This is a genomic window from Njordella aestuarii, assembly GCF_056494165.1.
The window spans coordinates 988,037-1,015,008 of sequence record NZ_CM151397.1 but is presented as its reverse complement, the minus strand read 5'-3'; the positions used below and the strand labels follow the sequence as shown (position 1 = coordinate 1,015,008).

At 50.2% G+C, this 26,972-nt stretch carries 14 protein-coding genes; 6 read left to right on the top strand and 8 right to left on the bottom strand.

Features of this window, described 5'->3' with window-relative positions:
- Nucleotides 1-19 precede the first annotated feature (19 nt).
- The gene (locus SH451x_RS03960; protein WP_479361118.1) at nucleotides 20-1,399 is read right to left on the bottom strand and encodes a GntP family permease; all 1,380 of its coding nucleotides are present in this window, start codon (nucleotides 1,397-1,399) and stop codon (nucleotides 20-22) included.
- Nucleotides 1,400-1,599: 200 nt separating this feature from the next.
- Nucleotides 1,600-3,468: an adenylate/guanylate cyclase domain-containing protein gene (locus SH451x_RS03955; protein ID WP_479361117.1), complete on the bottom strand. Its 1,869-nt coding sequence runs from the start codon at nucleotides 3,466-3,468 to the stop codon at nucleotides 1,600-1,602.
- Between the two features lie 202 nt (nucleotides 3,469-3,670).
- On the opposite strand from SH451x_RS03955, the gene SH451x_RS03950 reads away from it, so the two are divergent.
- Nucleotides 3,671-9,796: a protein kinase domain-containing protein gene (locus SH451x_RS03950; RefSeq protein WP_479361116.1), complete on the top strand. Its 6,126-nt coding sequence runs from the start codon at nucleotides 3,671-3,673 to the stop codon at nucleotides 9,794-9,796.
- Between the two features lie 54 nt (nucleotides 9,797-9,850).
- Here the strand turns inward: SH451x_RS03950 and SH451x_RS03945 are convergent, their stop codons facing one another.
- The gene (locus SH451x_RS03945; RefSeq protein ID WP_479361115.1) at nucleotides 9,851-11,905 is read right to left on the bottom strand and encodes an FG-GAP-like repeat-containing protein; all 2,055 of its coding nucleotides are present in this window, start codon (nucleotides 11,903-11,905) and stop codon (nucleotides 9,851-9,853) included.
- Nucleotides 11,906-11,982: 77 nt separating this feature from the next.
- Nucleotides 11,983-13,482 (bottom strand): protein adenylyltransferase SelO, encoded by a 1,500-nt coding sequence (locus SH451x_RS03940; RefSeq protein ID WP_479361114.1) that lies wholly within the window; start codon nucleotides 13,480-13,482, stop codon nucleotides 11,983-11,985.
- 447 nt (nucleotides 13,483-13,929) lie between these two features.
- Between SH451x_RS03940 and SH451x_RS03935 the strand changes: the two genes are divergently transcribed.
- Genes SH451x_RS03935 through SH451x_RS03925 form a run of 3 tightly spaced genes read left to right on the top strand, consistent with a single transcriptional unit; the run spans nucleotide 13,930 to nucleotide 15,958 of the window.
- Nucleotides 13,930-14,985, top strand: coding sequence for an NAD-dependent epimerase/dehydratase family protein (locus SH451x_RS03935; RefSeq protein ID WP_479361113.1), 1,056 nt, complete (start codon nucleotides 13,930-13,932; stop codon nucleotides 14,983-14,985).
- On the top strand, nucleotides 14,985-15,617 hold the full coding sequence (locus SH451x_RS03930) for a vitamin K epoxide reductase family protein (protein ID WP_479361111.1): 633 nt from the start codon (nucleotides 14,985-14,987) through the stop codon (nucleotides 15,615-15,617). The genes SH451x_RS03935 and SH451x_RS03930 overlap by 1 nt, the downstream gene beginning before the upstream one ends.
- The gene (locus SH451x_RS03925) at nucleotides 15,617-15,958 is read left to right on the top strand and encodes an SPW repeat domain-containing protein (protein ID WP_479361110.1); all 342 of its coding nucleotides are present in this window, start codon (nucleotides 15,617-15,619) and stop codon (nucleotides 15,956-15,958) included. The genes SH451x_RS03930 and SH451x_RS03925 overlap by 1 nt, the downstream gene beginning before the upstream one ends.
- A gap of 44 nt (nucleotides 15,959-16,002) precedes the next feature.
- Here SH451x_RS03925 and SH451x_RS03920 read toward each other — a convergent pair whose 3' ends face one another.
- The 3 genes from SH451x_RS03920 to SH451x_RS03910 all read right to left on the bottom strand — a co-directional run bounded on the left by SH451x_RS03920 (nucleotide 16,003) and on the right by SH451x_RS03910 (nucleotide 21,162).
- On the bottom strand, nucleotides 16,003-16,791 hold the full coding sequence (locus SH451x_RS03920) for an SDR family oxidoreductase (RefSeq protein ID WP_479361109.1): 789 nt from the start codon (nucleotides 16,789-16,791) through the stop codon (nucleotides 16,003-16,005).
- Nucleotides 16,792-16,866: 75 nt separating this feature from the next.
- Nucleotides 16,867-17,895 carry an N-acetyl-gamma-glutamyl-phosphate reductase gene (argC, locus tag SH451x_RS03915; RefSeq protein ID WP_479361108.1) on the bottom strand — a complete coding sequence of 343 codons (1,029 nt, stop codon included), beginning with the start codon at nucleotides 17,893-17,895 and terminating at the stop codon, nucleotides 16,867-16,869.
- Between the two features lie 291 nt (nucleotides 17,896-18,186).
- On the bottom strand, nucleotides 18,187-21,162 hold the full coding sequence (locus SH451x_RS03910; protein WP_479361107.1) for a vitamin B12-dependent ribonucleotide reductase: 2,976 nt from the start codon (nucleotides 21,160-21,162) through the stop codon (nucleotides 18,187-18,189).
- Between the two features lie 651 nt (nucleotides 21,163-21,813).
- Here SH451x_RS03910 and SH451x_RS03905 point away from each other — a divergent pair.
- Both SH451x_RS03905 and SH451x_RS03900 read left to right on the top strand, forming a co-directional pair.
- Nucleotides 21,814-23,361 (top strand): hypothetical protein, encoded by a 1,548-nt coding sequence (locus SH451x_RS03905; protein WP_479361105.1) that lies wholly within the window; start codon nucleotides 21,814-21,816, stop codon nucleotides 23,359-23,361.
- A 95-nt stretch (nucleotides 23,362-23,456) separates the two neighbouring features.
- Nucleotides 23,457-24,959: a hypothetical protein gene (locus SH451x_RS03900; protein ID WP_479361104.1), complete on the top strand. Its 1,503-nt coding sequence runs from the start codon at nucleotides 23,457-23,459 to the stop codon at nucleotides 24,957-24,959.
- A 30-nt stretch (nucleotides 24,960-24,989) separates the two neighbouring features.
- On the opposite strand, the gene SH451x_RS03895 is transcribed toward SH451x_RS03900, so the two are convergent.
- Nucleotides 24,990-26,966: a DUF4129 domain-containing protein gene (locus SH451x_RS03895; protein ID WP_479361103.1), complete on the bottom strand. Its 1,977-nt coding sequence runs from the start codon at nucleotides 26,964-26,966 to the stop codon at nucleotides 24,990-24,992.
- Between the last annotated feature and the right edge of the window lie 6 nt (nucleotides 26,967-26,972).

Sequence of the window (26,972 nt, the reverse complement as noted above, 5' to 3'; positions counted from 1 at the left end):
GAACTTGCGACTGAATTCGTCAGCCGCTGAAGGGCAGCATGACGGCCCCCAGCAGCGTCACTAACAGGCCTGTTAACCCCAGCACCGCCGTTAGTAAACTCCACGTCTTTAACGTCTCTTCGGTAGTGAAGACGCTCATTTTCGCAAAAACCCAAAAGCCGCTGTTGTTCATCCAATCTCCAACCAGTGATCCGCTGCCGATGGCTGTCGCCAAGTACACAATATTAAACCCGAGTTGGTCTGGGGTAAAGTTCATGGCTCCAAACATGGCTGATGTCGTAAGCATCGAGACCGTTCCCGAGCCCTGAGCGAACTTCAGCAGCATTGCCACTACAAATGCGACCAGCAGTATCGTGATACCCGATGTTGCGCCTGGCTCTCCCAGCATTGAACGGATTGTTCGATCGATTCCAGCCGCTGCCAACATTTTTCCGAAAGCTCCACCGGCCGCAGTTATCAAGATCACCATCCCGCCACTCATCAACGCTTGCTCAATCGAATCCGACATGGCAGTCAGAGACCGGCCTCGGTAACGCACCACCAGAAAAATCGCAATCGCGGAAGACAATAGAAGCGCAAGATTAGCATTGCCCAAGACACCGGTTACGGCCAAGACATTATCCCAGTTTGCGTCGCTTGATTTGGATAGGGCCACGGCCGCAGTGTTCGCAGCAATCAACACAACAGGAAGCACTACTGGCAGCAACGATGCAAACAGCGGCGGTAGTTCGTCATCACGAAACTCTTGAATAGCAATTTCGCCGGAATAGGGACGCATATCAATATCAAGCCAGCGATTCAGTACCCAACAAAACGCAAGTCCGACCAAGGACATACACAGACCAATAATACACCCCACAACAATCATCAGGCCTAGATCGATGTTAAGGTTGTCTGCGATAGCCAGCGGCCCTGGCGTCGGAGGGACCATAGTATGAGTTACAGCTCCCCCCGCAACGATCGCAGTTGTGTACAACACATAATTCTTTCGTTTCTGCTGCCACAGCGAACGTGCAAGTGGAACCAGCAAGTAAAAAACTGTGTCGAAAAAAACTGGTACAGACAGAACAAAACCGCTGCCCATGAGAGCAATCGGCGTCTTGTCTTCACCCAGCAAGCGGGTAAAGGCCCGTACGATTCGGTCAGCTGCTCCGCTGTCCATCATGCACTTGCCGATAACAGCAGCCAGCGCGATCACGATTCCGATCCCAGCCGCAGAATCGCCGAACGCACGCGCTACGCGTGAAATCTTGTCCGCCGATGCACCTTCGGCCAGCAAGCTTACGAGTATCGCTCCGGTTATCAACGCAAAGAACGCGTTGATGCGGAGAAAAAGTATCATACAGACAACAACCGCAATGCCGATCGATAGAACTAAAACCGGATACCAATCGCCCATCGGTGGTGCTGCCTCTCAAACCAAGTTCCCAACTACTGAAAGTAGCATCGTAACGGATTTGAAAACTACCGTGGGGCTCCACCCTAATTTGTCCTTCGCCGACTCGCCGGAATTCCCATCTGCGGAATAAATCGGTCAGTCGAAGTATTAGTCTCTTACTGCCATTTCTCAAGTGGTGCCACTGTACCAAACACCACTTGCTATTTATTAGGCAGTTGAACTACGCCATCCCAGTTATCGGGAGCAACTCTTCGGTGTTGAAGAATTAGAGAAATCAGCAAGTCTTTGACTCGGTCGGCCGGCGACACTTCATGCAAAATTCGCAGCGATTCTTCCCAGCTGCCTTCTTGGAACAATTGTAGTGCTTTTTCATAGTTTTCAATTTCTTCGTCGCCCAAGGCCGAATGAATCTGTCGTGAAGGAAGAAGTTCACTGACTTCTAGAGTTGTTGTCATACCAAACGGTCGGACTTGAGCTACTCGCCGAAGACGCACTTCTCGATTGTCGGTGTGGGTTCGAAGCCATTGTGCTGTCGAATCATCGATTAAAATACTTGCCTGCAATTGTTTTGTCATGCTTTCTAAACGTGAAGCGATGTTTACTACAGGGCCAAATACTGAGACTTTAGACTGATCGCTAGTTCCAAGTCGACCAGCAACAGCTCTTCCACTTGCTAGTCCTATTCCGACACGAAAACCTGCAAGTGGATGATCGGATTTATTCGCATACCCGTCGAATTCGGATTTGATGGCAAGTGCTGCTTCGCAAGCGGCAAGCACTTGGTCTTCGCGATGGAATGGCCATCCCCAAAACCCCATGGCAGCATCGCCTTGAAAATCACCAATAACACCTTCGTGGTCTAGGATGTTTTTGGTCATTACGCCTAGTGCATCACTGACTCGCCTCATTACAGCCAATAGATCTTCAGAACCTTGCTCAACGTACAGCGAGAATCCGCGAAGATCGCAAAACAGAACTGTAATCTCCGTCTCTTTCGGCACGAGTACTTCATCAGGATTACGTCCCGCAAGCGCTTTGAGCACAACTGGTGCAAAGAAGTGACGCATCGCCTCCTGTTGTCGTTGCAGTGCACGAAGGTTCTTCAGTTGGCTTAGAGTCGACGCGACAAGTTCCGTAAACTTGAGGCTGTCTGCAAGATCTTCTTTCGCTTCTTTAGAAATAAATGAACCAGAAATATAAATTGCCCATGATGTGACTTGATCCAGTTTAACAGGGACACAGAAAGCCCACTGCAATTGATTGTGCTGATCGAAGGCGGAATGCTCCTTCGTGTCTTTGTCTACGGTATGCAGAACGCTTAGCCCCGTTTCGAAGGCGTTCCCCAGCATTCTTGAGCTAGGTCGCGTTGATGCTCCGATTGTGTCATGGCTCAATTGGTGGATGACTGGATAAACAGTTTGAAGGTGCGTGGCTTCCGTTCCTATCTCACTTTCTTGCACGGCATTCATGTTTTGAATGATGGCAACAAATCGCGAATCCTGAACAGCATTCAGCAAAACTTTACAAACGGCTGCGCAAAGATCTTTATCATCTGCGGCAGTCGCAATTAACTCAGGAAGTTGCGTTAACGCAGTAATAAAGTGGGAGCTTGTCCGGAACTCGCGTCGACGCAAGTCATCAACAGAAAATGTAAGTTCCGTAAAATGCCCTCCCACTTGTTCATCTGCATGGTTGCAATCGGCTAAAGTAAAAACGGTTCGACCGATAACAAAGCTTTCACCTGAGGTTAATCGAAAGTTGATTTCTTCCTGCCCCTTATAAAAAATAGGATTATGAGCCTTCGGCAGGGAACGAACTTCAAGAAATTCTCCGTCCCACTTGAGCATTGCATGGGAACGCGATACGCAGTCATCCCACGGCACGCTCCAAGGTTTAGCAGTTCTGCCAAGCAGCTGCGATGATGCGGATGCATCCAATTCTTTACGCCAATACTGATTCGGGGCAGGCCCCTGGGCGATCAATTCTGCCATTTGTTCGTTCAGTTTATTGAAATCACAAGTCAAATGCGGCGGAGCAGTTTTAACCGGCCAAGCAATCAGGCCGCTCATCGATCTTCTCAGTCTATTCCAAGTCTCGCCCTAAGCCAATCTGCCTAAGAGTCGCAACCATTTATGCGTTTCCCCTGCTATAATTAACAACGATAGATGCCTCATGCACAAAGGTCGAATTTCGTTTCGTTTTAGCTGATCACCCCGGTTAAGCCTGGCCTTTTTTAACAACTCTTGAATCGCTCAAAGCCCACCAGTATCCATGAAAGAGTCGCAAGATAAAGACAGAGAAACGAACGATGGATTTGGTCCCGCGAGAAAATCAGAGTATCGCTTCGAAGAACCAGAAGCCGGCCTTGAGACGAAAAGCCTGCTCCCCGGTTCGCTGAATCCTGACGACGGATCTACTTTAGACTTAGGTGTGCAAACTCGACATTTTGCTGAGTCGCAGTTTCTCGGCGCTGCCAATATCGGTCGTAAAATCGGACCCTATGCAATCTTGAAGAAGATTGGCGAAGGTGGAATGGGATCTGTTTTTCTTGCAGAGCAGACGGCGCCAATTCGACGTCAAGTAGCAATAAAAATCATCAGAGGGCAGTTGGATTCGAAACAAATCATTGCAAGGTTCGAGGCAGAACGGCAAGCGGTCGCAATGATGGACCATGTGAATATTGCGAAAGTGCTGGATGCCGGCACTGATGAGGATGGCTCTCCTTACTTTGCAATGGAACTGGTCGAAGGCTTGCCATTCACGCGCTACTGTGACGAAAACAAATTGAGCATTCGACAACGTCTCGAACTATTTATACCTGTTTGCAGAGCATTGCAGCACGCTCATCAAAAAGGGATCATTCACAGGGACTTGAAGCCCTCAAATGTTCTCGTTGCTGTGTACGATGGCAAGTCGGTGCCAAAAGTAATCGACTTTGGATTGGCAAAAGCTATGGATGAACAATCCAAGCTAACAGACAAATCAATGCATACAGCTCTTGGCGCAGTCGTTGGAACATTACACTACATGTCGCCTGAGCAGGCTGGACTTGACGGAGATCCAATCGACATTCGCACTGATATTTACTCGCTGGGTGTGATGCTATATGAACTGCTCACAGGCTCGACACCGCTTGAAGGCTCGGCCGCTCAGGAGCAATCGCTTATCAAAGTCCTTGAGTTTATACGTCATTGTGATCCACCGCGACCAAGTGTCAGAGTAAAAGAGACTTTTGCAAGAAGTTCACTCTCCTACAAGAGCCGAAGTCTCGATGCCTCCAGGTTGAAGTCAATCTTAACCGGTGATCTTGATTGGATCACCATGAAGGCGATTGAAAAAGATCGTAGTCGGCGTTATGCGACTGCCAAAGATTTCGCCGATGATATACAGCGATTCCTAGACCACGAAACCGTTGTTGCACGTCCACAATCGCTAACCTACAAAGTTACAAAATTTGTGAGGCGCAATCGAACGCCGGTCGTCGCAACCACTTCGATCTGTCTAGTACTTTTGATCTCTGCTATTCTGGGTTTTGCCCTCTTACGTTCAAAAAATGACGCAGCAGTCGCACGATTTGAAAAAGAATTCGACGCGAAGTTAAACGAACTTACGTTATCTGAAGAGTCGTGGGACGCTGCGAATGAAAAGATAAGATTGTTACAATCGTATGCGCCGGAAAAGGCAACGTCGCTCGCCGATCGTTTTCTCTCACAGGCCATCGAGCGAATTGAAGGAGCTTTAAGGCAACCGCGCCTAGATGCGTCCATGCGTGATGAAATTGGGGGAGCATTGGAAAGACTTGCGGCCTATCCGAAAGAAGCAAGTACCGATGACCGAATCGCCTTGATGGCTGAGCGACTTTCTGCGCTAGATGGCGGCTGGAAGCTGGCGGTGGATGCGGATGGGAAGAGAGTCGATTCCTTCGCAAAATTGCTTCCCTCTAACGCTTATCGCACCGATGAATCGAATGTCATCTTCCTTGCGAAAGAGATGCCTTACTTGGACGTTTTGAATCATCCCACAGTTTCTGAGACTCTTGCGCCACTGACTTTGACTAGCTACCGATGCGCCGGCAGTATGAAGTTCAAAGCAACTTTTGTCGATTGGGAACAGTCGCACGAAGTGGGATTAACTCTCAACGCGATCGACAGCAATCGTTATGATTTTGTCCTGCGTTCCACGAGCGATCAGATCGATGCTGCAACCTACAATTTTACCAAGATGGACGCTAATGGTGTTCAGCTTTCGCTTCCGTCGTTCGCCGACGCGAGAGCTCAAGGCCTAGAATTTATACTTGAGATTCGGCGAGATGACTTACCATTGCTTCGACGGTCAATTTCAAGCGACATTGTATCCACAAGCGAACTTCAAATTTCGGCCGCACGAATCGGAAACGTCCTTTCCCTTGCTATCAACAACGAGACTCCTTCTCAAGTTCTTGATCCGTTCCCGTTCTGCTCACAAGATTCTGGAAATTTGGGTATCCGAGCGACAAACTCGACCGGGCTGGTTGCATTGCAAGGCGAAGATAAGAAAAACGAACAACAGTCGTCTCTTTTGTTGGGTGATGATCTCTACACTGCATCGGAATATGAGAAAGCACTTACATACTACCAGACACAATTCGCTGATACAGAATCGGCGGCTTCAATTCGTGCCGAAGCACAATTCAAGATGGGCAATTGCTTGTTACAGCTTGGGAAGGACGACGAAGCGCAGAATATTCTTCGCCCGCTGCTGCTCTCTGATGCAACACCTTGGTCTGGATTAGCAGGAATCAGTCTGTTAGATCGAGCAATTGCCGACTCTGACGATGCTGCGGCAGACGAAATTTTATCGTTCCTGCAGAATTCAAACAAATTGCAGGAGGCTGCCGCATTGATCACTGCTCAAACGCGACAGAGACTGTCTAGCAGCGTTCAGATTACTTTTGCAAAATCCATGTTAGAGCAACTGAGTGCCGATGCGAATCGAATGCGCAAGATTGATCGTGCTGTTGAGCTTGATCGTGCTATAAGCCCCGATGGTGCTGGTACAATTGATTTTCAGTTAGAGCTTTCTAAGGCTTATCGAATGGAAGGCGATTTCGTCAAGTCACAGAAAATATTAGAAGATCTGATTCAGCGTACCATTCGCCCGAGCGTCGTCAAATCTTACTCAAGAAATCTTCGTCGCTTAGGACGAGCGACGGAGGCTCTACAATTCATTGATCAACAATTGCGGGTCGATCGGGCGAACAAGCCGTGGCTCTACTATGATCGAGCATTAGCGAATATCGCGTTGCAGCAATTCTTTGATGCCGAAATCGATAGCACAAAATCGCTTGAACTACTCAATCAGCAGCAAGTGGACGATCAATGGTTGCGAGTTTGCCTTCATCTCACGATTGGTTTCTTGAAAGATAGAAGAGGCGATCGCGATGGTGCCGTCGCTACTTGGCGGAAAGGCTTCCAAGACTGTTCTGGGCAGTTTGATTGGAAGCGTGAACAGATCAATGAATCTCTTAACTTGCTAGTGATCCTCGGAAGTTTGACAGATCAACTTGAGCTAAAACACGTCCAGCTATTCGTCGAAAATACACTCGCCCAATCCGGCGGCAGCGTTGCGATGCTCGGCAGCACTTTGGCAAGCGACGAAACAGTTTATCGTTGTCTGAAGGAGATGTGGAGAACACCTAAGGGAATGGAGTTGGCTGAGCAGTTTGCATATGAACAACTTCCGCTTCGAGAAAGATTGCTACAACCCCTCGCATTGGCTGGACATCAGTTCCTTATCCAAGGAGCATTTGATGCGACACCAAGCCATTCCGATCTAGAGTTAGTGTGGAAGGCAGTGCAACAAGCGATCGACCAATCCATTGTCAAAAAGGATCTTTCACTCGAACAAGCTGCATGGCTTGCTTCCACTTGGAAACTTAATTCGACTGGTTTTTTGGGATGGAGCGGAATTCGAGGTTCACTCGACGGAGCGTTACGAGCTCGTCTTGCTTATTTGCTTGGACAGAAATTTTTGACGTTAAACAACCTCGATTCTGCAAGACCATTATTCGAAGAAGCTGCCACGCTCGTACAAAGCGATGCGTCGACAACAGCACTCGCTCAAAAGGCGTTAGCACTACTGGAGACGAAGAGCGGCGGGCTGGTCTTAAACTGGAATGGGGGCACCCCACTAACTGTTGATATCCACGACGCGCAACATCAAATCGTTGATCATTTCCTGATCACCGACACCCTTAGCAAAGAGTTGCCTCCGGGTAACTATGCGATCGAAGTAAAGGGTGAACACGTCAAATATACGGCAACTCGTTCAATTGTCATCAAATTGGGCAAACTGACTTCTGTCGATTTCGAATGGGAATGGAATTCACCAAAGACGGCATCTGACCTCCCGGGGTTATTGTCTCACCCAGCACCGGTCAACAACATTTCAGACTGGCAAATTGTTCGGACAAATCTGGAAGGACATGCAAGTGATTTTGCTTGGTCTCCTGACGGAACGCAAATCGCATACGTTGGCGACAATCAAGTCCGAATTGCAGATTTCGCCACCCGCGCCACAGTTGCAATTCATTCGTTTCGAAAATTGCGAATCCGTTCGATCGATTGGAGTCCTGACGGAGAGCTAATAGTTCTTGGCTATCAAGATGGAGTGATACTCTTGTTCGATCCCAATACCGGTCGATCGTTCCCTACAGTTCCGACATTCCCCGAGGAACCTCAGTGTATCCGATGGAACTCTCAAGGAACTCAGTTCGCGGTCGGTTCGACACAAGCCGACGTACGCGTATATTCTCGTGATGGCAAGCTCGACAAGATTCTTCCAGCTCAACATGGTTGGGTGCGATCAATTGACTGGAACAAGGATGGTACTGAACTGGCCGCAAGTGGTCTAAATGGAACGTCGATTTGGCATGTTACAAGTGGTGTGAAGACGGGGCTCCTCGGCCCAAGCGACGAAACTTGGGCTGTGCTTTGGTCTGAAGATGGCACACAGGTCGCTACCAATACTTCCAAAGAGTTCTTGCTTTTCGATGCGCAATCAGGCTCGCTTTTAAAGTCAGCATCTTGGGATGGGAAGCAACCAATCATGAGTATGGTTTGGGCGAACAGCAATACTTCACTGCTTGGGATCGGACACTGGAATAGCAATGCAAAGTGGGACATTACTACGGACCATAACAAGGCGATTGAAAATCAAACCGCCACAGGGATACCGCCATTGCGTTGGAGCCCTGATAGAAAGATTTTGGCGAATGCAAATGTGAATGGTTGTGTCATAAGGAACGCTGAACTCGAGTTCCTGAAACCAATCGGAGTCTTTCCAATCGCTTCGCTGGCGAGCGTGTCAATCGACTCTACTGCTCGATATGTTGCCACTGTCGGTGAGAGATCTAACAGACTTTGCATCGTCGATCTACTCAAGGGAAATACCAACAACGTCTCACCTTCTTTGCAATTTCGAGCAGCGGATTGGCATCCAACAACAAATGTGCTGGCGGCCGTAAGTGATCATGACTTGTTTTTCATGGATGAAAACGCGTCGATCTTCTATCAAGAACCGCTCAAAGGCCTGAGCGTTCGAGGTATCCACTGGGCACCGCTGGGCGACGCTCTAGTACTTTATTCAGATGACGGCGCAATCCACTACAGTAAAGTGTCGCGTGTGGAACTGGATGAGCGAGCTATCCGACTTTCACGAGACTCTTTCGTTAAGGTCCTTGAAAAAGTACCTTACAACATTCCATTACGTCTGAGCCAGCGTATTGCTTTAAGCCGCGACGGAAATTTCTGCGCCTGGATTGAAGCAAGGAAGTTGCATATTACTTCGTTGAGCGAGGGCGAAATAGTCAAGACACTGGATCTGCCTAACGACGGCATGTGTTTAGACTTTCACTATGATGGTAAAAAGATAGCTGTTGTCGCTTGGAAGCAGTTGCTTGTTTTTGACACAGCCGACTACGCCAAGTCCTTCGAGCGACCACTTATCACTACTGCAAACTGCGTAACCTGGGCGAATTCGAGTCAACTTCTTTTGGGCGACCAGACCAAGCTTGTTTTAGTCGATACCGAAAGCCAAACAGAACGTACTGTATTGCAAATTGGCAACGATATTTGCGCCATTGAAAAGACACCTTCAGGAACATTTCTTGTAGCCGGCACAAACGGAGATGTCTTCGAAGTCGCGATAGAGGACGGGATAGACGCCGGGCGAATTCAGAGAGTGATTCTACCATCGAACAACGAGTCTTACCTGTGTCTGACTGGCAGCGGATTTCCTTTGAGCGGCGCGCAGTCGCTAAAAGGCTTTTCCGCAGTTCTGCGGGAAAGTACGAAACAGTCGATCTTACCTGCCGAAGTTTTCTATTCAGATAAATTAAACAAAATTGATCCACCGTAATCTTCACGTGGAGTAGAACTGGAAGCACCCAAGTCGACGAACGATCGTTCTCCTCTAGCGTGGGATAGCACTGGAACGCCGACTCGCCGGATTTGCAACCTTCTCGAGTTGATCGATCAGCCAGCCTGGTGAATTGGTCGCAGTTTTCTGAAATCGCTCGCTCGCACTCATGGTTTCATATAACTTGTCAACTGCGGCCCAATGCGATGGTGCGATACTAGCACTCGAGATGCCAAGTGAGCGAGGCGCAACGGCGGCAGCTAAATTTTCCAAAGCAATTCCGTTTATTGGGCGACTCGCATCAAAATCTTCAGCCATCACAACTCGGGCACGCGGTTCGAATGCACCTGCAGCGATGGCTAATGGGCCTGCCAACTCACCCTTCCCAGTGATCGCAATCTGATCTCGCCGCACGTTCGGCAAAGATTCAAGTAGGTCGATGCATCGAATTGCTTCCCAAATTTTATTCGGCACATAACTTATGTTTGTTGCTGAGTAATCGGCAACGTCAATCTGCAGAACGATCAATCCGCGGGCGACTAGTCCTTCAGCCATTCCTGCATCATTTCCTTGCAATAAGACAACTGCTTTAGCAGGTTCTCGCATGTCCAAGGGATACTTGAGCCTCGCAGTCATTCTGGTAGTCGCTGAAACCGAAAAGCTCACATCCTGCACACCATTACTAGTCTGCGCATACTGTGCATTCAATGGAACTCGATCGTGAGATTCGGGCATCATGCTGAAACGCAGACGGGCTCTTTCCAGAATCTGTGAGCGCAAAACGCCGGCATCGAACTTTGATGCGACGGCCTTCTCGTGGCCATCGGCTGTTACAATACGCAAAGAACTGCGTGGCTTAGGATTCTCTGCCACCGACTGCGTTTGTTCAGCCGGTAAACCAATGTTATGCGAGACATGGTTTAAATTTTCTAGCCAGTAAAGTCCGTTGCGACCACCGCACAATAGATCCAGATCGCCGTCTCCGTCCAAATCTACAACTTTGGGATCGAGTCCAAAACCGACTCCTTCATTGTTTGTTAACGTCCATCGATACCATGACCGAGTGTCGGGGTCGAATTCAAATCGATATCCAACGAGTGGATCGTATTCGCCTGGATCGGCCCCTTCGTGCGGCAGATATCGTTTTCCAATTATCAACTCGTCTCGTCCGTTACCGTCCAGATCAGCCCACAGCGGAGAGTGCCCACCGGAAAAAGATGAATCGATCGTATGTCGCTCCCATTGAATTCCACCGCTCTCGCCCTTCTCTTGCTCAAGCCAATAACATCCGTAATCGTGTGCCATACAGTAGACCAAATCGTTATCACCATCCTTATCTACATCGACTACCAGGATTGGAACGCTCGCACGCCCTAGATCAAAATCAGGATGGAAATACCAGCGATCGGTGCGAGCATTCGCTGGCCCTTCAGCCCATCCAAATTGACCGACTATATCGCACTTTCCATCCCCGTTGATATCTCCGGCACCGATTCCATGCCCAGCTAACTCCGCCGGAAGGTCTTGTCTCGTAAATCTAGGTGTTATGTTGTCTTTCTCAGTTGAATCAAAGTCGAGTGCCCACCATGCAGCAAATTTTGCCCCGTTCGGCAGTATGTCCAAGTTCCCATCGTTATCGATATCGAACATCCGACCGGTTTCCATGCTGCCTGGCTCCTCTACCATATGCAACGGCCACTTCTCAGATGAATCCTTAGGTTGCTCAGCCCACTGTATGCTGCGACTGCGCCAGTTGATGATCAGAAGATCACTCAAGCCATCCTTGTTAAGATCAGCTGGAATATGCGCGTAGCCGTCGGGGCGCGTGCCTATAATGGCAACGTCCCGCGCGTGATGCTTGGTCCAGTTAGGTGATTCGTACCAAAAGCTTCCGCAGACAACATCCAATTTGCCATCACGATTTACATCGATAGCGGCCGCAGCGACAAACTCACTTTCCAAGTTGATAATGTGCGTCTTAAACTGCAAATCTTCGCTGAACGCTTTACGCGATTCCGCAGTCCACGCCGCCGACATAACAAAAAGTAGCGTGATTACGTCGCACAACAGAACGCGGGTTAAGTTCGCTGCCTGATTACTTTTTTGCATGGTAGTCACCAGAATCGATTTAGGTCGAAACTACCATCGTATCAAACTCTAGACCTGCAAGGCATGCGGACTCGGCATCACGTGCCGCAAAACGTTCGGTACGAATCATCGCTCCCAGCAGGAACTTGGCAAAATTCGCTAGCCTCCTCGATATCTGCGTAGGGTCTAGCTAAAACTTCAAGCAGTCGCGACATAGGCGCAAGATCACCGTGATCGCTGGCGGCCGTCAACGCTTCTTCGACCAAATGATTACGTGGAATCACTGCAGGATTGTGTTTTCGCATGAGCTCAATGGCTTGCTTGGAAGGCACCTCGTTTCTCTCGAGGCGTTGGAGCCATCGCGAGTGCCAGTCCGACAACTGTTGATCATCTCGGTTCTTGCCTTGCAGAAGAGTGCCGTTGGTCAGTTGCCGAAAGGTGTTCGTAAAGTCAGCTTGTTTCTCATGCATCCAATCCAACAAATTTTGAATCAGGTCTTGGTCAGCGTCTTCGCGAGTCGTCAATCCCAGCTTGCTGCACATGCCTTCCCACAAATGATTTTGAAACACGCCCGGAAACTCTTGCAGTACTTCGTTAGCTTCTGAGATCGCAATTTTTGAGTCAGAGTTAATCAAAGGAATCAAACACTCTGCAAACCGCACTAGATTCCATCGGCATATTTGCGGCTGATTTCCATATGCATATCGACCAACCTGATCAATCGAGCTGAATACTGTATCGGGATCGTATCGATTCATGAAAGCACAAGGACCATAATCTATAGTTTCACCGGCGATCGACACGTTATCGGTATTCATGACACCATGCACAAATCCGACCAGTTGCCATTTTGCCACCAAGGAAGCTTGCACACGCATAACGTTCCTAAGCAGCCCGAGGTATGGATTGGTTGATTCTGCGAGTTCAGGATAATGCCTCGCAACTGTGTAGTCTGCGAGAATTTTGAGGTTCTGAGTGTTCTGCAATGCAGCAGCATATTCAAAGGTCCCAACGCGAATGTGACTCTGAGCAATGCGAGTCAAGATGGCGCCGGGTAATATATTCTGGCGGTAGACATTTTCGCCGGTCGTTACAACGGCCAAACTCCGGGTTGTTGGAATACCGAGAGCAAACATGGCTTCACTGATTATGTACTCGCGCAGCATTGGCCCCAAAGCAGCTCTGCCGTCTCCGTTTCGCGAAAACGGAGTAGAGCCAGAACCTTTCAACTGTACATCAAATCGGTCGCCATTGAGCGCAATTTGTTCACCCAACAAAATAGCACGCCCGTCCCCTAACATCGTAAAGCCACCGAACTGGTGCCCCGCATACGCTTGAGCGATTGGTTCGCTTCCTTCTGGTAGGCTGTTGCCTGCAAAAATTTTCGACAGCTCGCTCTCGGACGCTTGACTTAGTTCGAGGCCCAGCAAAGTGGCCACGTTTTGGTTCAGTAGGACGACTTCTGGTTTGCGTACTGGCTCTGGCTTGACGTTAACGCGAAAGACCTCGGGTAAACGTGCGTAGCTGTTGTTGAACTGCCAGCCCATGGCGGTTCGGGTATCTGTTGATGTAGGAAAATCAGTTCGCGGTGGGGACATAAGTTTCAGCTCAAATTAGATGGGGTATCAACCGGCGCAATCAATACCGTAACCGAGACTAGAGCCTCGCTACAACATCGTAAATGTATGATCGTCAGCACTTTTCATCGAAAACCGCAAGCACCAGCCTCAACTCTCTGCTCGATGACTCAGCCACAAGCCGCCTACGCAAACAGTGATCAGTGAGTCGTGACTAGTGCTCATGCGTGCTGACCGATTAGCAACCGTTTTATAAAAACAATTTCCGTGGAAGGATGAGACTTGCTCAAATCTCCAAGGTTCGATTGACGTTCTATTCCTGCAGAAATGTAACTTATTCGTTCCGCATTGGCACGGAGATAGGAGGGGAAGTCTCGACGTAACGTTCTAACGGATGTCGGTTGTGGCATGACAGTTGCCACTCGGACCAGCAACTTTAAGTGCGCTTTTAATCAACATGGAAAACCTATGACTGCCCAACGACCAGCCGTAATTGTAACAGGTAGTTCTGGAATGCTAGGGCATCCAGTCTGCTCACGTTTGACCGATTGCGGTTATCAGGTATACGGGTTTGACCGCGTCGGTCTGCCAGAACCTCCAAAAGCACTAGAGTTCGTACGGGATATCGAATGTGACATTACTGATTCTTCGTCCGTCCAAGCGGCAATGGGCAAGGTGCATCGGCTAACGAATGGCAAAATTGCGAGCGTCGTTCATATGGCAGCATTCTATGACTTCTCCGGAGAAGATAGCGAGCTCTATGAAAAGGTTACTATCAACGGAACCGATCGTCTGCTCAACGAACTAGAGGACTTTGAGTGCGAGCAGTTTTTGTTCACCAGTACTATGCTCGTTCATGCTCCGTGCAAGGTCGGCGAATACATTCGCGAGGATGACCCGCTGGAAGCGAAATGGCCTTACCCACAAAGCAAGATTGATACTGAGCGACTAATTCGTGACGGTCACCCGAAAGTTCGAAGCGTCTTTCTTCGAATTGCCGGCGTTTACACAGATTTCGGCAGCCAGCCGACGATCGTTCAGCAGATTAAACGCATCTATGAGAAGCAGTTTCAAGGCCATTTTTTCCCAGGCGATTCGCGGGCGGGGCAATCTGCTGTCCATCTTGATGACGCTGCAGACGCAATTATTCGGACTGTAGAACGGCGACATGAGATTGCGCCCAAGACGGCTATCCTCATAGGAGAGCAAGACCCGCCGTCGTATGAAACACTACAGAAACAGATTGGAGAACAACTGCATGGCAAGGAGTGGTCAACATTGCCTATCCCAAGCTCGGTAGCCAAAGTTGGGGCGGCCGTAACCGACATGCTTCAGGGAGGCGAGGCCTTCATTAAGCTGTTCATGGTTGAGATGGCCGACGACCATTACGCACTCGATATATCTCGCGCGAAAGAGATTCTCGGCTGGCAGCCGCAGCACAGCTTAGAAAATACTCTGCCGAAAATGATTGAAACGCTCAAATCGGATCCAAAAACTTGGTATCAAAAGAACGGACTCAAGTGATGTCGAAATCTGTACTTGCTGTTCATAACTTAGACGCACCTGTCCCGCCTTATTCATACAATCCATCTGGATGGAACCAACGTATTCCCATTTGCCTGATGGCCTTCGTCGCAGCGTTGATCTCCGTTCACCTCGCGCTTTTTCAATGGGGCTTCATCGAAAGTGCCTACGATCCGATTTTTGGCAACCAAAGCAATCAAGTCTTAAAATCGGATGCCGCCAAGAAGATGTATGGAATCCTTGGGATCCACGACGCAGCACTCGGCGTTATCGCATATATGGGCGACGCAATTTTGGGATTCGCTGGCTCAACACGGCGGTGGCAGTACCGACCTTGGCTGGTCATCCTTTTCGGGATCGACGTGATTCCGCTCGGCATAGTGAGCGTCATCTTGGTTCTAATCCAAACGTTTGTTTTGGGCTCTTGGTGTTTTCTATGCTTGGTGACAGCCGCTATCTCACTGATCCTTGTCTACTGGGCATGGGATGAAGTTCGCGTCTCGCTAACATATCTCTACGTGGTATGGAAACGCCACAGGAGCAAACGCTTGCTCTGGAACGCAGTATGCGGCTTCCGCAGCGACGAATTAGACGAAGCGGCAGAATCAATGCTTGCGCGCGAGGCAACATAATGTGGGGAAGAATATTAGAGATTTGCACCGCCGTTTGGCTGGCAGCGAGCCCTTTTATCTTTGGTGCTCAGGCTGATGCCGTAGTCCTCTGGGGAGACCTGGGCACTGCATTCATTATTTGCCTGTTGTCTGGATTGGCCTACTGGAGGCCAACTCGATACGCTCACGTACTGAACTTGCTCGTAGCGATTGGCTTGGTTGTGTGGGGACGATTTTATACCATTCCACCGACTCCTCCGCACGAGAACCATATTGTAGTCGGACTGTTCCTGATGCTAATCGCGCTCATACCCAACGAAGCGTCCGCGCCACCACAACAGTGGCGGAAGCCTATAGCCTGAAACTGGACACGAGCAAGTGCTTCATATTGCCGACATTCCGTCGATCATACGAGCAATGATTGTCCACCGTCTATCCAGACGGGCGTGCCGGTGATATGTCGGCTAAGGTCACAGAGCAAAAACACCGTCATGCTTGCGACGTCTTCTGGTTTGCCGAAATCACCTTGAGTGAGCGGTATGTTGCCCTCGGGATATTCGACCGGCGTTTCGATCTTTTCTAAGTTTTCGCGTTTCGTCTTGTCGTGAATGTTCGATTCAATCGCCCCGGGACAGATGACATTGACGCGAATTTTGGATGGCGCAAGCTCTAGCGCCAGCATCTTTGTGAGCGCGTACTGTCCAGCTTTGCTGGCTGCATATGCCGAAGCCCCTTCATTACTGAAAGTTCGCGTGCCATTAATCGACGACATAATGACGATGCTACCGCCGTCCTGTTTCCGTAAGTATGGAACACCGTGATGAATCGTTAGGTATGTTCCGGTCAGATTCACATCAATCGTCTTTCGCCATTCCTCCGGAGACATTTCGTCGATCGGAGTCCAAGTGCCATTTGTGCCAGCGTTTGCGACGATGCCATCGATTCGACCGTACTTCTTTACGATGTCTTTGAAGGCAGACGCAACTTCATCGCTATCCGTCACATCGGCGGCAGCGTACATCGCTTCACCACCTTCAGCCTTGATCGCGGCAACGGCGTTCTGCATCTCAGTTTCATCCCGGGCGACTATTGCGACCTTCGCGCCGCATGCGGCAGCCATCTTTGAAATGCCGGCCCCAATACCTTCACTGCCTCCGGTAATCACGACCACGCGGTTTGATAGGTCAATTTTCATTATGGATCTCCTTGACGTCGTTGTTGAACATCGAAACAACGCACGAACAAGCGAAATCCATGCCAACTGTGGTGGTCAACCTGCGTTTGAGATTGGCAGCAAGCCGAGCCTTTGATCGATGCCGAACATACAGTTCATGTTCTGAACAGCAGCTCCAGCGGCGCCTTTAACCAAATTGTCTATGGCAGAAATCAGGATGATCCATCCATCGTTTTCGCGAACTGAAATGTCGCAGAAATTCGTACGAGTCACGAAGCGAGTCGCTGGCAAATGTCCGACGATCCTAACAAATGGTTCGTCGCGATACTTAGTACACAAACATTCGCGGATTTGATTTGCTGTAACGCCCGTTTTGGGTTTCACATAAATAGTCGACAAAATGCCTCGCTCCATCGGCATCAAATGCGGTGTGAAAATGATGTTAGGCGCTGCGCCGCTGTAACGTTGTACAATGTTGATTATTTCAGGTTGATGGCGATGCGAGCCCACTGAATAAGCAGAAATGCTCTCGTTGCATTCAACATACAAATTCCCAAGTTTGGGAGTCCTTCCCGCGCCGCTGACGCCGCTCTTGCTATCGACAATAATGTTTTCTGATTCAATCAACCCTTGCTGCAGCAACGGCGATAGTGGCAAGATGGCGCTGGTCGGATAACATCCAGGATTGGCGATCAGGTTTGCGCCCTTGAGTTGGTCGCCGAAAAGTTCAGGCAAACCATAAGGAGTATTGAGCAAGCGATGTGGATCGGGGTGAATTTCGCCGTACCACTTTGCGTACAAGGCAGCATCGTTCAATCGATAGTCTGCACTCAGGTCGATCACTTTACAACCAGCTGCTAGCAACTCCATCACGTAGTTCGCCGATGCGCCATGGGGCAAGCAGCAGAATGCGACGTCACAATTCGATGCGATCTGACTGGGCTTGAGATCTGCTACCGTGACATCCAAGCGATCTTCCAGTTCGGGATGGACTTCGACAATATTACAACCATCCCCCTGGCGGCTGGTGGCAGTGGTAATCTGCACCTGCGGGTGTTGTAGCAACCAACGTATCGACTCGATCGCAGTATAACCTGTTACTCCAACAATACCGACGCGAATCATATTTCACCGTACAACGATTAAGTATCAAAAAGGGCAGAACGCACTGGGGAGCTTGCGTTTCAACGTTGCTGAGGCAGGGGGCCTTGCGCTTAACCGCGGCAAAGCAATATCGCCGAAGCTCCGGAATGCGCACTGCATCCGTAGCTTTCATTGTTGCAAAGCTGGGCTGCAGGTTAAGTGGGCTTAACAGCATTTCTTACTGGAGATCGGCGGGCAAAAAAAACGGCAGCACTCGCGTGCTGCCGTTACAAATCAATCAGCGACCAAGTCGCCATCGTTGCTCAAGGTTTTTTATGAGCAGCCCAAGGAGTTACCGCAGTTGTGGCACAAGTAGCAATTTCCATTTCGAACTGTAATGGAGCCGCAATTATCGCAGCTAGGTGCGTCACTTTGGAACTTCGCAAACTGAGTGTCGCGGACGTTCGATGGCCCCGAGGTTGTTGGCTGCGAAGCGACTTTGAGCGAATCAGAGCTGCCATTCAATCCCTGAAATCGAGCCTGCGTGAAGACATCCGTGCTGGACTTGCCTGCAACTGCCGCAGCGCCGTTTCCGTCTACTTTCGTGCTAGACAGTTTGCCAGACGGAGTCGAGCTAGGCGTGGTCGATTCCACAGCACCGGAACGATGCTCATGGTCATTACCAAGGAACGTAAGTCCCATCCAACGGAAAATGTAGTCAATTACACTCTTCGCAATACGAATCTCGGGATTCGTCGTGTAGCCCATCGGCTCAAAACGAGTGTGGCTGAACTTGTTCACTAACACTTCCAAAGGTACACCGTACTGCAATGCTAAGGAGGTTGCGGTGCCAAAGCTGTCCATCAGACCGCCGATCGTGCTTCCTTCCTTGGCCATCGTAATGAACAACTCACCTGGTCGTCCGTCTGGATAGAGGCCGACATTCAAGTAGCCCTCATGACCAGCAATGTTGAATTTGTGAGTTACCGAATTACGAGTGTCCAACAGACGTTCGCGACGCGGTTGGTACACAATCTTCTCGATCGACTTCTCCTTGTCTTTCTCTTTTTGTGCTTCGCTCTTGGTCGACAACGGCTGCGATTGCTTCGAACCGTCGCGGTAAATTGCGATCGCCTTCAGGCCTAGCTCCCAACCCCAGAAATATGCATCGGCAATGTCTTTTGGCGTGACATCGTTCGGCATATTGACCGTCTTACTGATTGCACCCGACAAAAATGGTTGAGCGGCAGCCATCATTTGCACGTGAGCACGCCACCCAATGCTGCGGGTCCCCTTGGCCGGTTTGAACGCACAATCGAAAACGGGTAAATGCGCATCGTCTAGGTTTGGTGCTCCCTCGATCGTGTCATGCTCGTTGACATAATCTTTGATCGCTTCAACCGTAGCTTCATCATAGCCAAGATTACGTAGGCCATCAGACACGGAACGATTGATAATCTTCAGCATGCCGCCACCAGCCAACTGCTTGTACTTGACCAAAGCAATATCTGGCTCAATTCCCGTCGTATCGCAATCCATCATAAAGCTAATGGTGCCAGTCGGAGCGAGCACCGTGGCTTGAGCGTTGCGGAAACCATGCTTCTTACCGCTCTCCAAGACCTTGTCCCAAAGCTCGCGAGCAGCATTTTGTAAGTAGTCCGGTCCGGCAGTATTGATATGCTCGACAGCATTACGATGCTTCTGCATCACCTGCAACATCGGCTCGGCGTTGAGTTCATACTCGGCAAACGGGCCAACAACCGCTGCGATCTCCGCACTGGTCAGGTTCGCAGTACCGTGCAGCAATGCTGTGAGCGAACCACACATGCCACGAGCGGCATCCGAATCGTAAGGAAGCCCGCTGTTCATTACCAGCGAACCCAGGTTCGAATAACCTAGGCCCAATGGACGGAACAAGTGGCTGTTATGGGCAATGCGTTCGGTCGGATAGCTCGCATGATCTACCAAGATTTCTTGTGCGATAAAGAACAATCGTGAGGCAGCTACGAAACCATCAACATCAAAACTCGCATCAGCGCGACGGAACTTCATCAAATTGATCGAGGATAGATTGCACGCTGTGTTGTCCAAGAACATGTATTCGCTACAAGGATTGCTTGCGTTGATACGACCACTGTTAGGGCATGTATGCCAAGCGTTGATCGTCGTGTCGTACTGAACACCCGGATCTCCACAGTGCCACGCGCAATCAGCCATTCGTTCCAAAATAGCGGTCGCTTCAAAAGTTGGCGCATCGTTGTTGCTCTTGCCGCTGACCCAACGCGTCTTCCACGGTTGTTTCTTGGCAACTGCGTTCATGAATTCGTCGGAAACGCGGACCGAGAGATTGGCGTTCTGGAACATAACCGATGAATAAGCTTCACCGTTAAAGTTCGCTTCATAACCCTCGCGGATCAATGCATGAGCCTTTTGCTCTTCCTTCCATTTGCACTCGATAAAGTCCATGATGTCCGGATGCCATACTTTCAACGACTGCATCTTGGCAGCTCGTCGCGTCTTTCCGCCTGACTTGACCACGGCGGCGATCTGGTCATACACACGCATGAACGAGAGCGGACCGCTTGGCTTCCCACCGCCGCTTAACTTCTCGTGGCTAGATCGAATAGTCGACAAATCAGTTCCGGTACCAGAGCCAAACTTGAACAACATCGCTTCGCTGGTGGCCAGACGCATGATGTCTTCCATGTTGTCATCAACGCTCTGGATAAAGCACGCAGACCCTTGCGGATACTCATAGCAGTTCTCAGGTTGTTCGACTTGCCCACTAGCAACGTTGTAATGCCAGTTGCATTTGGCTCCCTCAACACCGTATTGGTTGAAGAGACCAACGTTGAACCAAACAGGCGAGTTGAACGCACCGCATTGGTGCAGGCACAGCCAAGTCAAGTCGCGATAAAATCGTTCGCCATCTTCTGCCGTATCAAAATAGCCGTCCGCAATCCCCCAGTCGGCAATGGTCCGTGTTACACGGTGGATTAGTTGGCGAACACTGCGCTCTCGCTCTTCCTTCTTCTTCGGATCGCCGTAAAAGTACTTACTAACGACAACGTTAGTGGCCAGTTGGGACCAGTTAGCAGGAATCTCGCAATCGGTCTGTTCGAAAAGGGCTTGGCCGCTCTCATCCTTGATCGTCGCACTCCGCAGTTCCCACTGCACGGTGTCGAATGGATCTGCTACGTTTTCTGGGCAGAACCGAGCTTCGATTTTGAGTCCGGCACGCTCGCCGCGAAACTCCTTAGTACTGACGCTTCGCACACGACGCTCACGTCCCATTTCGACCGTTGCCATATTTGGAAGACTCCTGAAAGAACTATCGGAAAAGTTCGATTACCAGACGAACGGCGAGGTGTTCAAGCGTTCATTTCTGGCTTTCCTTGCTAATGAATTACGCTACCGGACACTCAGATTAAGCGTTGCGAATGACACGTTTGGTCACAGGCGGACGCGATTTCTGCGCCATTTTACAAAAACAACCGTGGCATAAAGAAATCTATCTTACGTCTACCAGTTGTGTCTTGCGAGTGCAATACAACAATATGTTGCGTTTGCATGGCTTCGAATGATAGCAATTCGCCTCCACCAGTCAATCATGAATCTTCATTTTTGGGCGAAACGAACGACTGAGAAAATCGCGATCCTGATTTGAGCGCCTATTCGCTAAGTCTTACCAAGGACATGCGCAGTTGTTCAGTATCTCAACGGCCAGAATCGACCATTTAATAGCCGCACATAGGGGAATTTCCGAACTCAAACATTCTAGGTCTCGATCAAAAAATCGGCATAAAGGTTACGGCAGGCAAAATCGTTAAACTTTGCCACGCTCCGAAGTCGATACCGAAATAGCGTACCTCGCGTAGAAATGGTCGCTAAACCTCAAATATGAACGCGTCACTGCAACTAGATGTTAAGGTTGGCGGCAGATCGTTCGGAGTGTCAAGCATGACAGTAAAAACCAATCGAAATAAACAGCCATCAACCAAGGCGCGGCAGCGTCGCCTGCGCATCGCATTTGCTTGCGTCGTGGCAGGTTTTTACCACGTCCCATGCCACGCTGCGGAAAGTGCGACAACAACCAGCGCCGCGTTACCGCCCATAGTCAAAGAGTCTTCTGGGATTCCAGTGCTTGAGTCGGTGGGCGTTCGTTTTCTCCCGCCCGCTACCAAGCCGAACGCCACGACAAACTCGGCTAAACCTGTATCACCAGAGATTCCGACCTACACCATGCCCACGATGGTCGGCAGCGTGGCACCAATCAACCGTTCATCACAAAACATTGGCACAGTTAGCGATCGAAAAGAACAGCCAGCGACGGGCGCCTCAGACGCAGACGGCAAAGTGCTCATTCGAATAAATGAGGTTAAAAATCCGGCGGCCATCAGTACTCCGCCAGCGATTCCAACTCCTGCTGCGAATACAAGCTACTCGGCTCCGGCTCTGTCGTTACCTGATCCTTCGGTAGCAACGTATGTTGCGCCGCCGCAAAATCCACCGACGTTTATCGCACCGCCTCCTGTCAACGGCGTGGCTGCGACTGTCGCTGTCCCGCCCTTGCCACCGACTGAGCTAGCATCATCCGCGATGCCTCAGGACAACGCACTTACACAGCAAGTGGTTGAGCAAGAGAAGATGCCGGAGATTGTCCGGATGCCCGCGATGCAGGTTTACGACCGTCAAAAAGCTATAGCACCGGCGTTAGAATCGTCCGTGCAAACCGAGACGCCTCTTAGCCAACCAAGGCTTGAAGTAGGGCGAATGACACCGCTTCCAACTGTCGAACATCAACCTACCTTGGTTGTACCGCGCGAACCCCAACCTTCGAAGTCCGCACAGCTTGTCTCTCAGCAGTACGAACTTCCGCAAGCCACGGTAAGCGCCGCTCCTTCACCTTCGTTCATTTCCGACCAAGCCCCCTCGCTTTCGACTCAAACGACAATCGTGCCGTCACTTAGCCCGGCGTTTCTTATCGATGAGACCCCATTGGCGACGACCGCTACTCCTGCACAACACTTGGTTCTGGACCAAAAACCAGAAAAATTGAGTGGGAAACCAAACTTTGTGGTCGCGCCGCGCGATGTAATCACTCAGAAGTTTACTCGAGCCATAGCGTCTGTTATTGTTCGCGATGAAACAGTATGCAAGGCCTTCGTTGTCGACGGTACTTCGCTAACAGTCATGGGTGTCGACCCTGGCGCAACGCATATTGACATCTTATATGTCGATGGCGATCGCCAAACAATCACGTCCGAAACTAGATCAGACAGACGCGTAAGTCAGACTGCTAACACCGAAAAGATGAGCAGTTTGATGAACACGATTAGTGAACTGTACCCGAGAAGTGAAATCCAAATTCGAACGGCAGAAAACGATACTTTGATAGTGCTCGGTAAAACTGCCAGCGAGTCTGAAGCACGCGAAATAGTTTCTCTAGTTCGTAAAATGTTTCTAGTTCCAGTCGAAGATCGAGTGTCGGTTGGTCGAAGGAAGTAACGTAGCCATTTGCCGCTCCTCGTGGGCATCCGAGTATCATGATAAAAGTTTTGTCAACACCCACCCGCAAGATGCTTAGCACTAGGGTTTCAACTATGCGAATCAATCTTCGAAACACAATTAGAGAACTAGTCGCGAAAATGCGATCCGGCGTGACGGGCCAAATGGCAGTTGCTACGGCTGGCGTCTCATTGCTCAGCTTGGGAGCAACTTCGAGTTTTGCTCAGCAGGGGGAATCAATGCCCATCCGGATTCATGCAGGTTCTTCCAGCATGAACGTTGATCCACGGGCTGGTGGGCTAGCGATTCCGACAACTGCCGGCAATGTTGCTCCTGCTATTGAATTGAGCTTCATGACTCAAGGCCTCGCGCATGCACAAAGCGATGAAGCGGCAAGGATTAACCTGTCCGCAAGCAGTTCAGCCGCTAACAGTTGGGCGAATAACGGAAGTGGACGCCGGTCGGAGGTGATTGCAACGCAGCATCTCAGCTCGCCGACCGCTGGTTCTGCTGTCGTGTCAGGAGCAGGTGAATCACTAAACAGTGCTGGTCATGGAGAAACGTTTGTTTCTTCGCAACCATTCATTGTTGGACCGGAGCCCATCTATTCGACCGATCCAATCGTTATCGGCGATCCAATGATTGACAACGCGTACTATCCGTCGATGGGAAATCCTGGTGGCGTTTATCCGATGTCTCCCGCGGCGTTTCAGGGCGGAGCGTTTACGGCATGCACGCCGGAAGACTGCCGCGTCTACTATGCCGATGCGGAAGTGCTGTACTGGAAACAAGAAGAAGATCAGTCGCTGAGCTTCTCAAGAGCGCGTCAGTTGTCCGATTTCGATTTCGAGTTCGGTGGACGTGTAACAGTTGGAGAAATGTTCGACTGTGTGAACGGCGTTGAGTTTGTTTATACCGGGCCTTTCGAGTGGAATCGAACACGATTTGACAACTCGGGTGGATTGAATAGCACATTCTCGGCATTGCCGCCCTTCGCACTTGCTGATCTTGATACATTCTTCAATTCCAATGTTCACTCGCAAGCACTGGAAACTAATCTCAGCACTTACGAAATCAACCGTCGCTGGTTCTCAAGCGATTTGTTCAGCACTTTGTTAGGCCTGCGATTCGTTGATTACGATGAAAAGTTCGGTTTCAACTCGGTTGCTTCGGACGGCGTAGGTCTCGGCCAGTATTTCAACAATGTCGACAACTTCCTGGTTGGTGCCCAGTTCGGAGCCACAATGTACCGGCCTGTAAGCCAAAGGCTAGCTGTCGGCGGTTGGGGTAAAGTAGGCGTTTTCGCAAACTTCTCTAAGAACCGTACACTGCTGTTCAATCGAGGCAACACCCTGGCCGACGCCCAACGAACTGACACCAGCGTGGCTGGTCTGTTCCAAGGTGGCGTAGGGATCCGCTATCGCATTCTAGAACGACTGGAGCTAACCGGTGGTTATGAAGGCATGTTCTTGCCAGGTGTAGCAACCGTTGCTTCCCAGCGAAACTTTCCTCTGTCGCTTACCAGTCCGAACAACGTGCAATCGGACGATAACGTCTTCTTCCACGGTTTGAACGCTGGTATCGAACTCAGCTACTAAGGAATGACCGCGAATCACATTACCAAACGACTACTGGCTCTGCATAAACATCCAGAGCCGCTCCATGTCATCGAGGTGCTGTGCATTCAAGGTTTGTGACGAGTAAGCGGACTTATTGTAAGCGTCCGCGAAACGCGTCAGCTCTGTATTGCGAAGCCGCAGAGCCGAAGATACTCTGGACACAAATTCGGTGGGCGTTTCTCCCTCTTGCCGCTCAACCGCATGCTCTCTGGCCCATGCCTCCAGAGCATGAAACGTTATGCGAGTCGCCTCTCGTACCGATTTGACCGGCCCGTTGCTAAATGGATTGCTAAAATCACGAAAAGAACGATGTCGAATCCGCGGCGGGTCGGCCGCAGCCTGTTCTTGCTTGACGACTTGCGCCGGAGATCGACGGCCTCCAAAAAGTGCGGCCAAGAAATTCCGAAAATCCTCCCATAACCGTGCAACCTCGGCACGATGTGTCAACGCATAGAACACAACTAAGCACGCGAGGCCGATAACAATGAGCAGCTTGAGTACTGAAAGCCAGTTGGTCTGAAAAGACGACTGTGGCGGAGGCGGAGGAGGCGGTGATGCCTGCTGCCGCTGCCGCTGCTGCTGTTGATTCCTTTGTCCGTTAGACTCCTTTGACTCGTTTTTTTCGGCCTGCGACGGTTCGGTCGCATCTTGCTCAGTCGATTCGCCGCGGTCTTCAAGTGATTGCTGATCGCTTTCCTTCGATTCGCTTTCGTCCGGTGATGCCTGCTGGTCCGCGGACTGATCTGGCTGACCGACCGGTTGCTCTTTTGCTTGTTGCGATTGCTCGTTCTGGCTGCCCTCACCGCCGCCCTGTTCAGGAGACTGGGTCGAACTATCCTCAGACTTTTGACCATCCTTGCTGGCTTGCGATGGCGGACTCTTGGCGGAGTTCGCCTTCGCTTGCTCGCCTTCGGTCTGCGAACTTTGGTCGTCTCCGCCCCCCTGCGAGTTTTCGCCTGCCTTACCAGACTTCTTATCGCCACTTGATCCGCCCTCGCTCTTTGCACCTGAGGCGTCGGAAGATGGCGCATCGACGTCGTCTTTGGCTGGGCCACTGCTTTGGCCTGCGTCGTGCTCAACACCTTCTTTACCCCATCCTAATCGACTGCTTTTCATGTCATCGGGACTGGAAAATGTAATCGGCGGCGACATCTGAAAAATCGATTGACTGCTCAAGGGCAAAATCAATCCGAAAGCGAGCAACCCAATGATGGCAGCAATCCCAATTGATAGCCACTGAGTAGTCATCGAGTTCGACATCTCGATATTGCGTTGGCGCAGATATCGCCGAACACCTAACAAGCTGACGAGCACAAGCAAAGCAAGCGAACAGAATAGGTAAACAACCAAGCTCGCGAACGCTGCACTTCGCGCAGCGGTGTCATATGACGGAATAAAAACCTGACCAAAGCCATAAATAGGCAAAGCAATCACGGCGAAATACAAAATCCAAACGCCTGGATTGTGCCCAGCTTTAGAAGCTGAGGTCACCGCTTCGATTTGTTCGCGATCGGTGGTTGCTTCTTGACGTACATGACGCGTCGAGTGAACCCAGCCTAGCGATTGCAAGAGTCCCTCGCCTGAGCTTTTCGCGCGTTCGTCTACGAATGTACAATCAAAGGTGATCCGATCAGCCAGATACGCTATCAGCCCCAGTAGTGCAATGTTGATAATTGGCGCCAGTTCAGTTCCAGGCCCGCGAATCACCACGAACCGCGATGTTACAATGAACGCAGCCAACCCCAAAGCCGCTAGATAGCCTAATCCCAACGTCCTATTCTGCTCGATCGATATCCGCGCGGTGAGTACAGCGGCTCCGGTGTACAGCGTGAGTACATACAGGATTCGGGTCGAGTATTCACCTCGATAAAAAATTGATACGAGGAAGTACACAAGACCAAGGATCATGCCTGATATTAGAACCGGTGCAATGCTTGCCAACAGTATGTCGGCTGCGTTTGGCGCTTTGCGTCGTTTCTTAACCATTTTGTT

Bases quoted from the DNA above. Each gene is read 5' to 3' on its own strand.
- SH451x_RS03960 (WP_479361118.1), bottom strand. From the start codon at position 1,399: ATGGGCGATTGGTATCCGGTTTTAGTTCTATCGATCGGCATTGCGGTT.
- SH451x_RS03955 (WP_479361117.1), bottom strand. From the start codon at position 3,468: ATGAGCGGCCTGATTGCTTGGCCGGTTAAAACTGCTCCGCCGCATTTG.
- SH451x_RS03950 (WP_479361116.1), top strand. From the start codon at position 3,671: ATGAAAGAGTCGCAAGATAAAGACAGAGAAACGAACGATGGATTTGGT.
- SH451x_RS03945 (WP_479361115.1), bottom strand. From the start codon at position 11,905: ATGCAAAAAAGTAATCAGGCAGCGAACTTAACCCGCGTTCTGTTGTGC.
- SH451x_RS03940 (WP_479361114.1), bottom strand. From the start codon at position 13,482: ATGTCCCCACCGCGAACTGATTTTCCTACATCAACAGATACCCGAACC.
- SH451x_RS03935 (WP_479361113.1), top strand. From the start codon at position 13,930: ATGACTGCCCAACGACCAGCCGTAATTGTAACAGGTAGTTCTGGAATG.
- SH451x_RS03930 (WP_479361111.1), top strand. From the start codon at position 14,985: ATGTCGAAATCTGTACTTGCTGTTCATAACTTAGACGCACCTGTCCCG.
- SH451x_RS03925 (WP_479361110.1), top strand. From the start codon at position 15,617: ATGTGGGGAAGAATATTAGAGATTTGCACCGCCGTTTGGCTGGCAGCG.
- SH451x_RS03920 (WP_479361109.1), bottom strand. From the start codon at position 16,791: ATGAAAATTGACCTATCAAACCGCGTGGTCGTGATTACCGGAGGCAGT.
- argC (WP_479361108.1), bottom strand. From the start codon at position 17,895: ATGATTCGCGTCGGTATTGTTGGAGTAACAGGTTATACTGCGATCGAG.
- SH451x_RS03910 (WP_479361107.1), bottom strand. From the start codon at position 21,162: ATGGCAACGGTCGAAATGGGACGTGAGCGTCGTGTGCGAAGCGTCAGT.
- SH451x_RS03905 (WP_479361105.1), top strand. From the start codon at position 21,814: ATGACAGTAAAAACCAATCGAAATAAACAGCCATCAACCAAGGCGCGG.
- SH451x_RS03900 (WP_479361104.1), top strand. From the start codon at position 23,457: ATGCGAATCAATCTTCGAAACACAATTAGAGAACTAGTCGCGAAAATG.
- SH451x_RS03895 (WP_479361103.1), bottom strand. From the start codon at position 26,966: ATGGTTAAGAAACGACGCAAAGCGCCAAACGCAGCCGACATACTGTTG.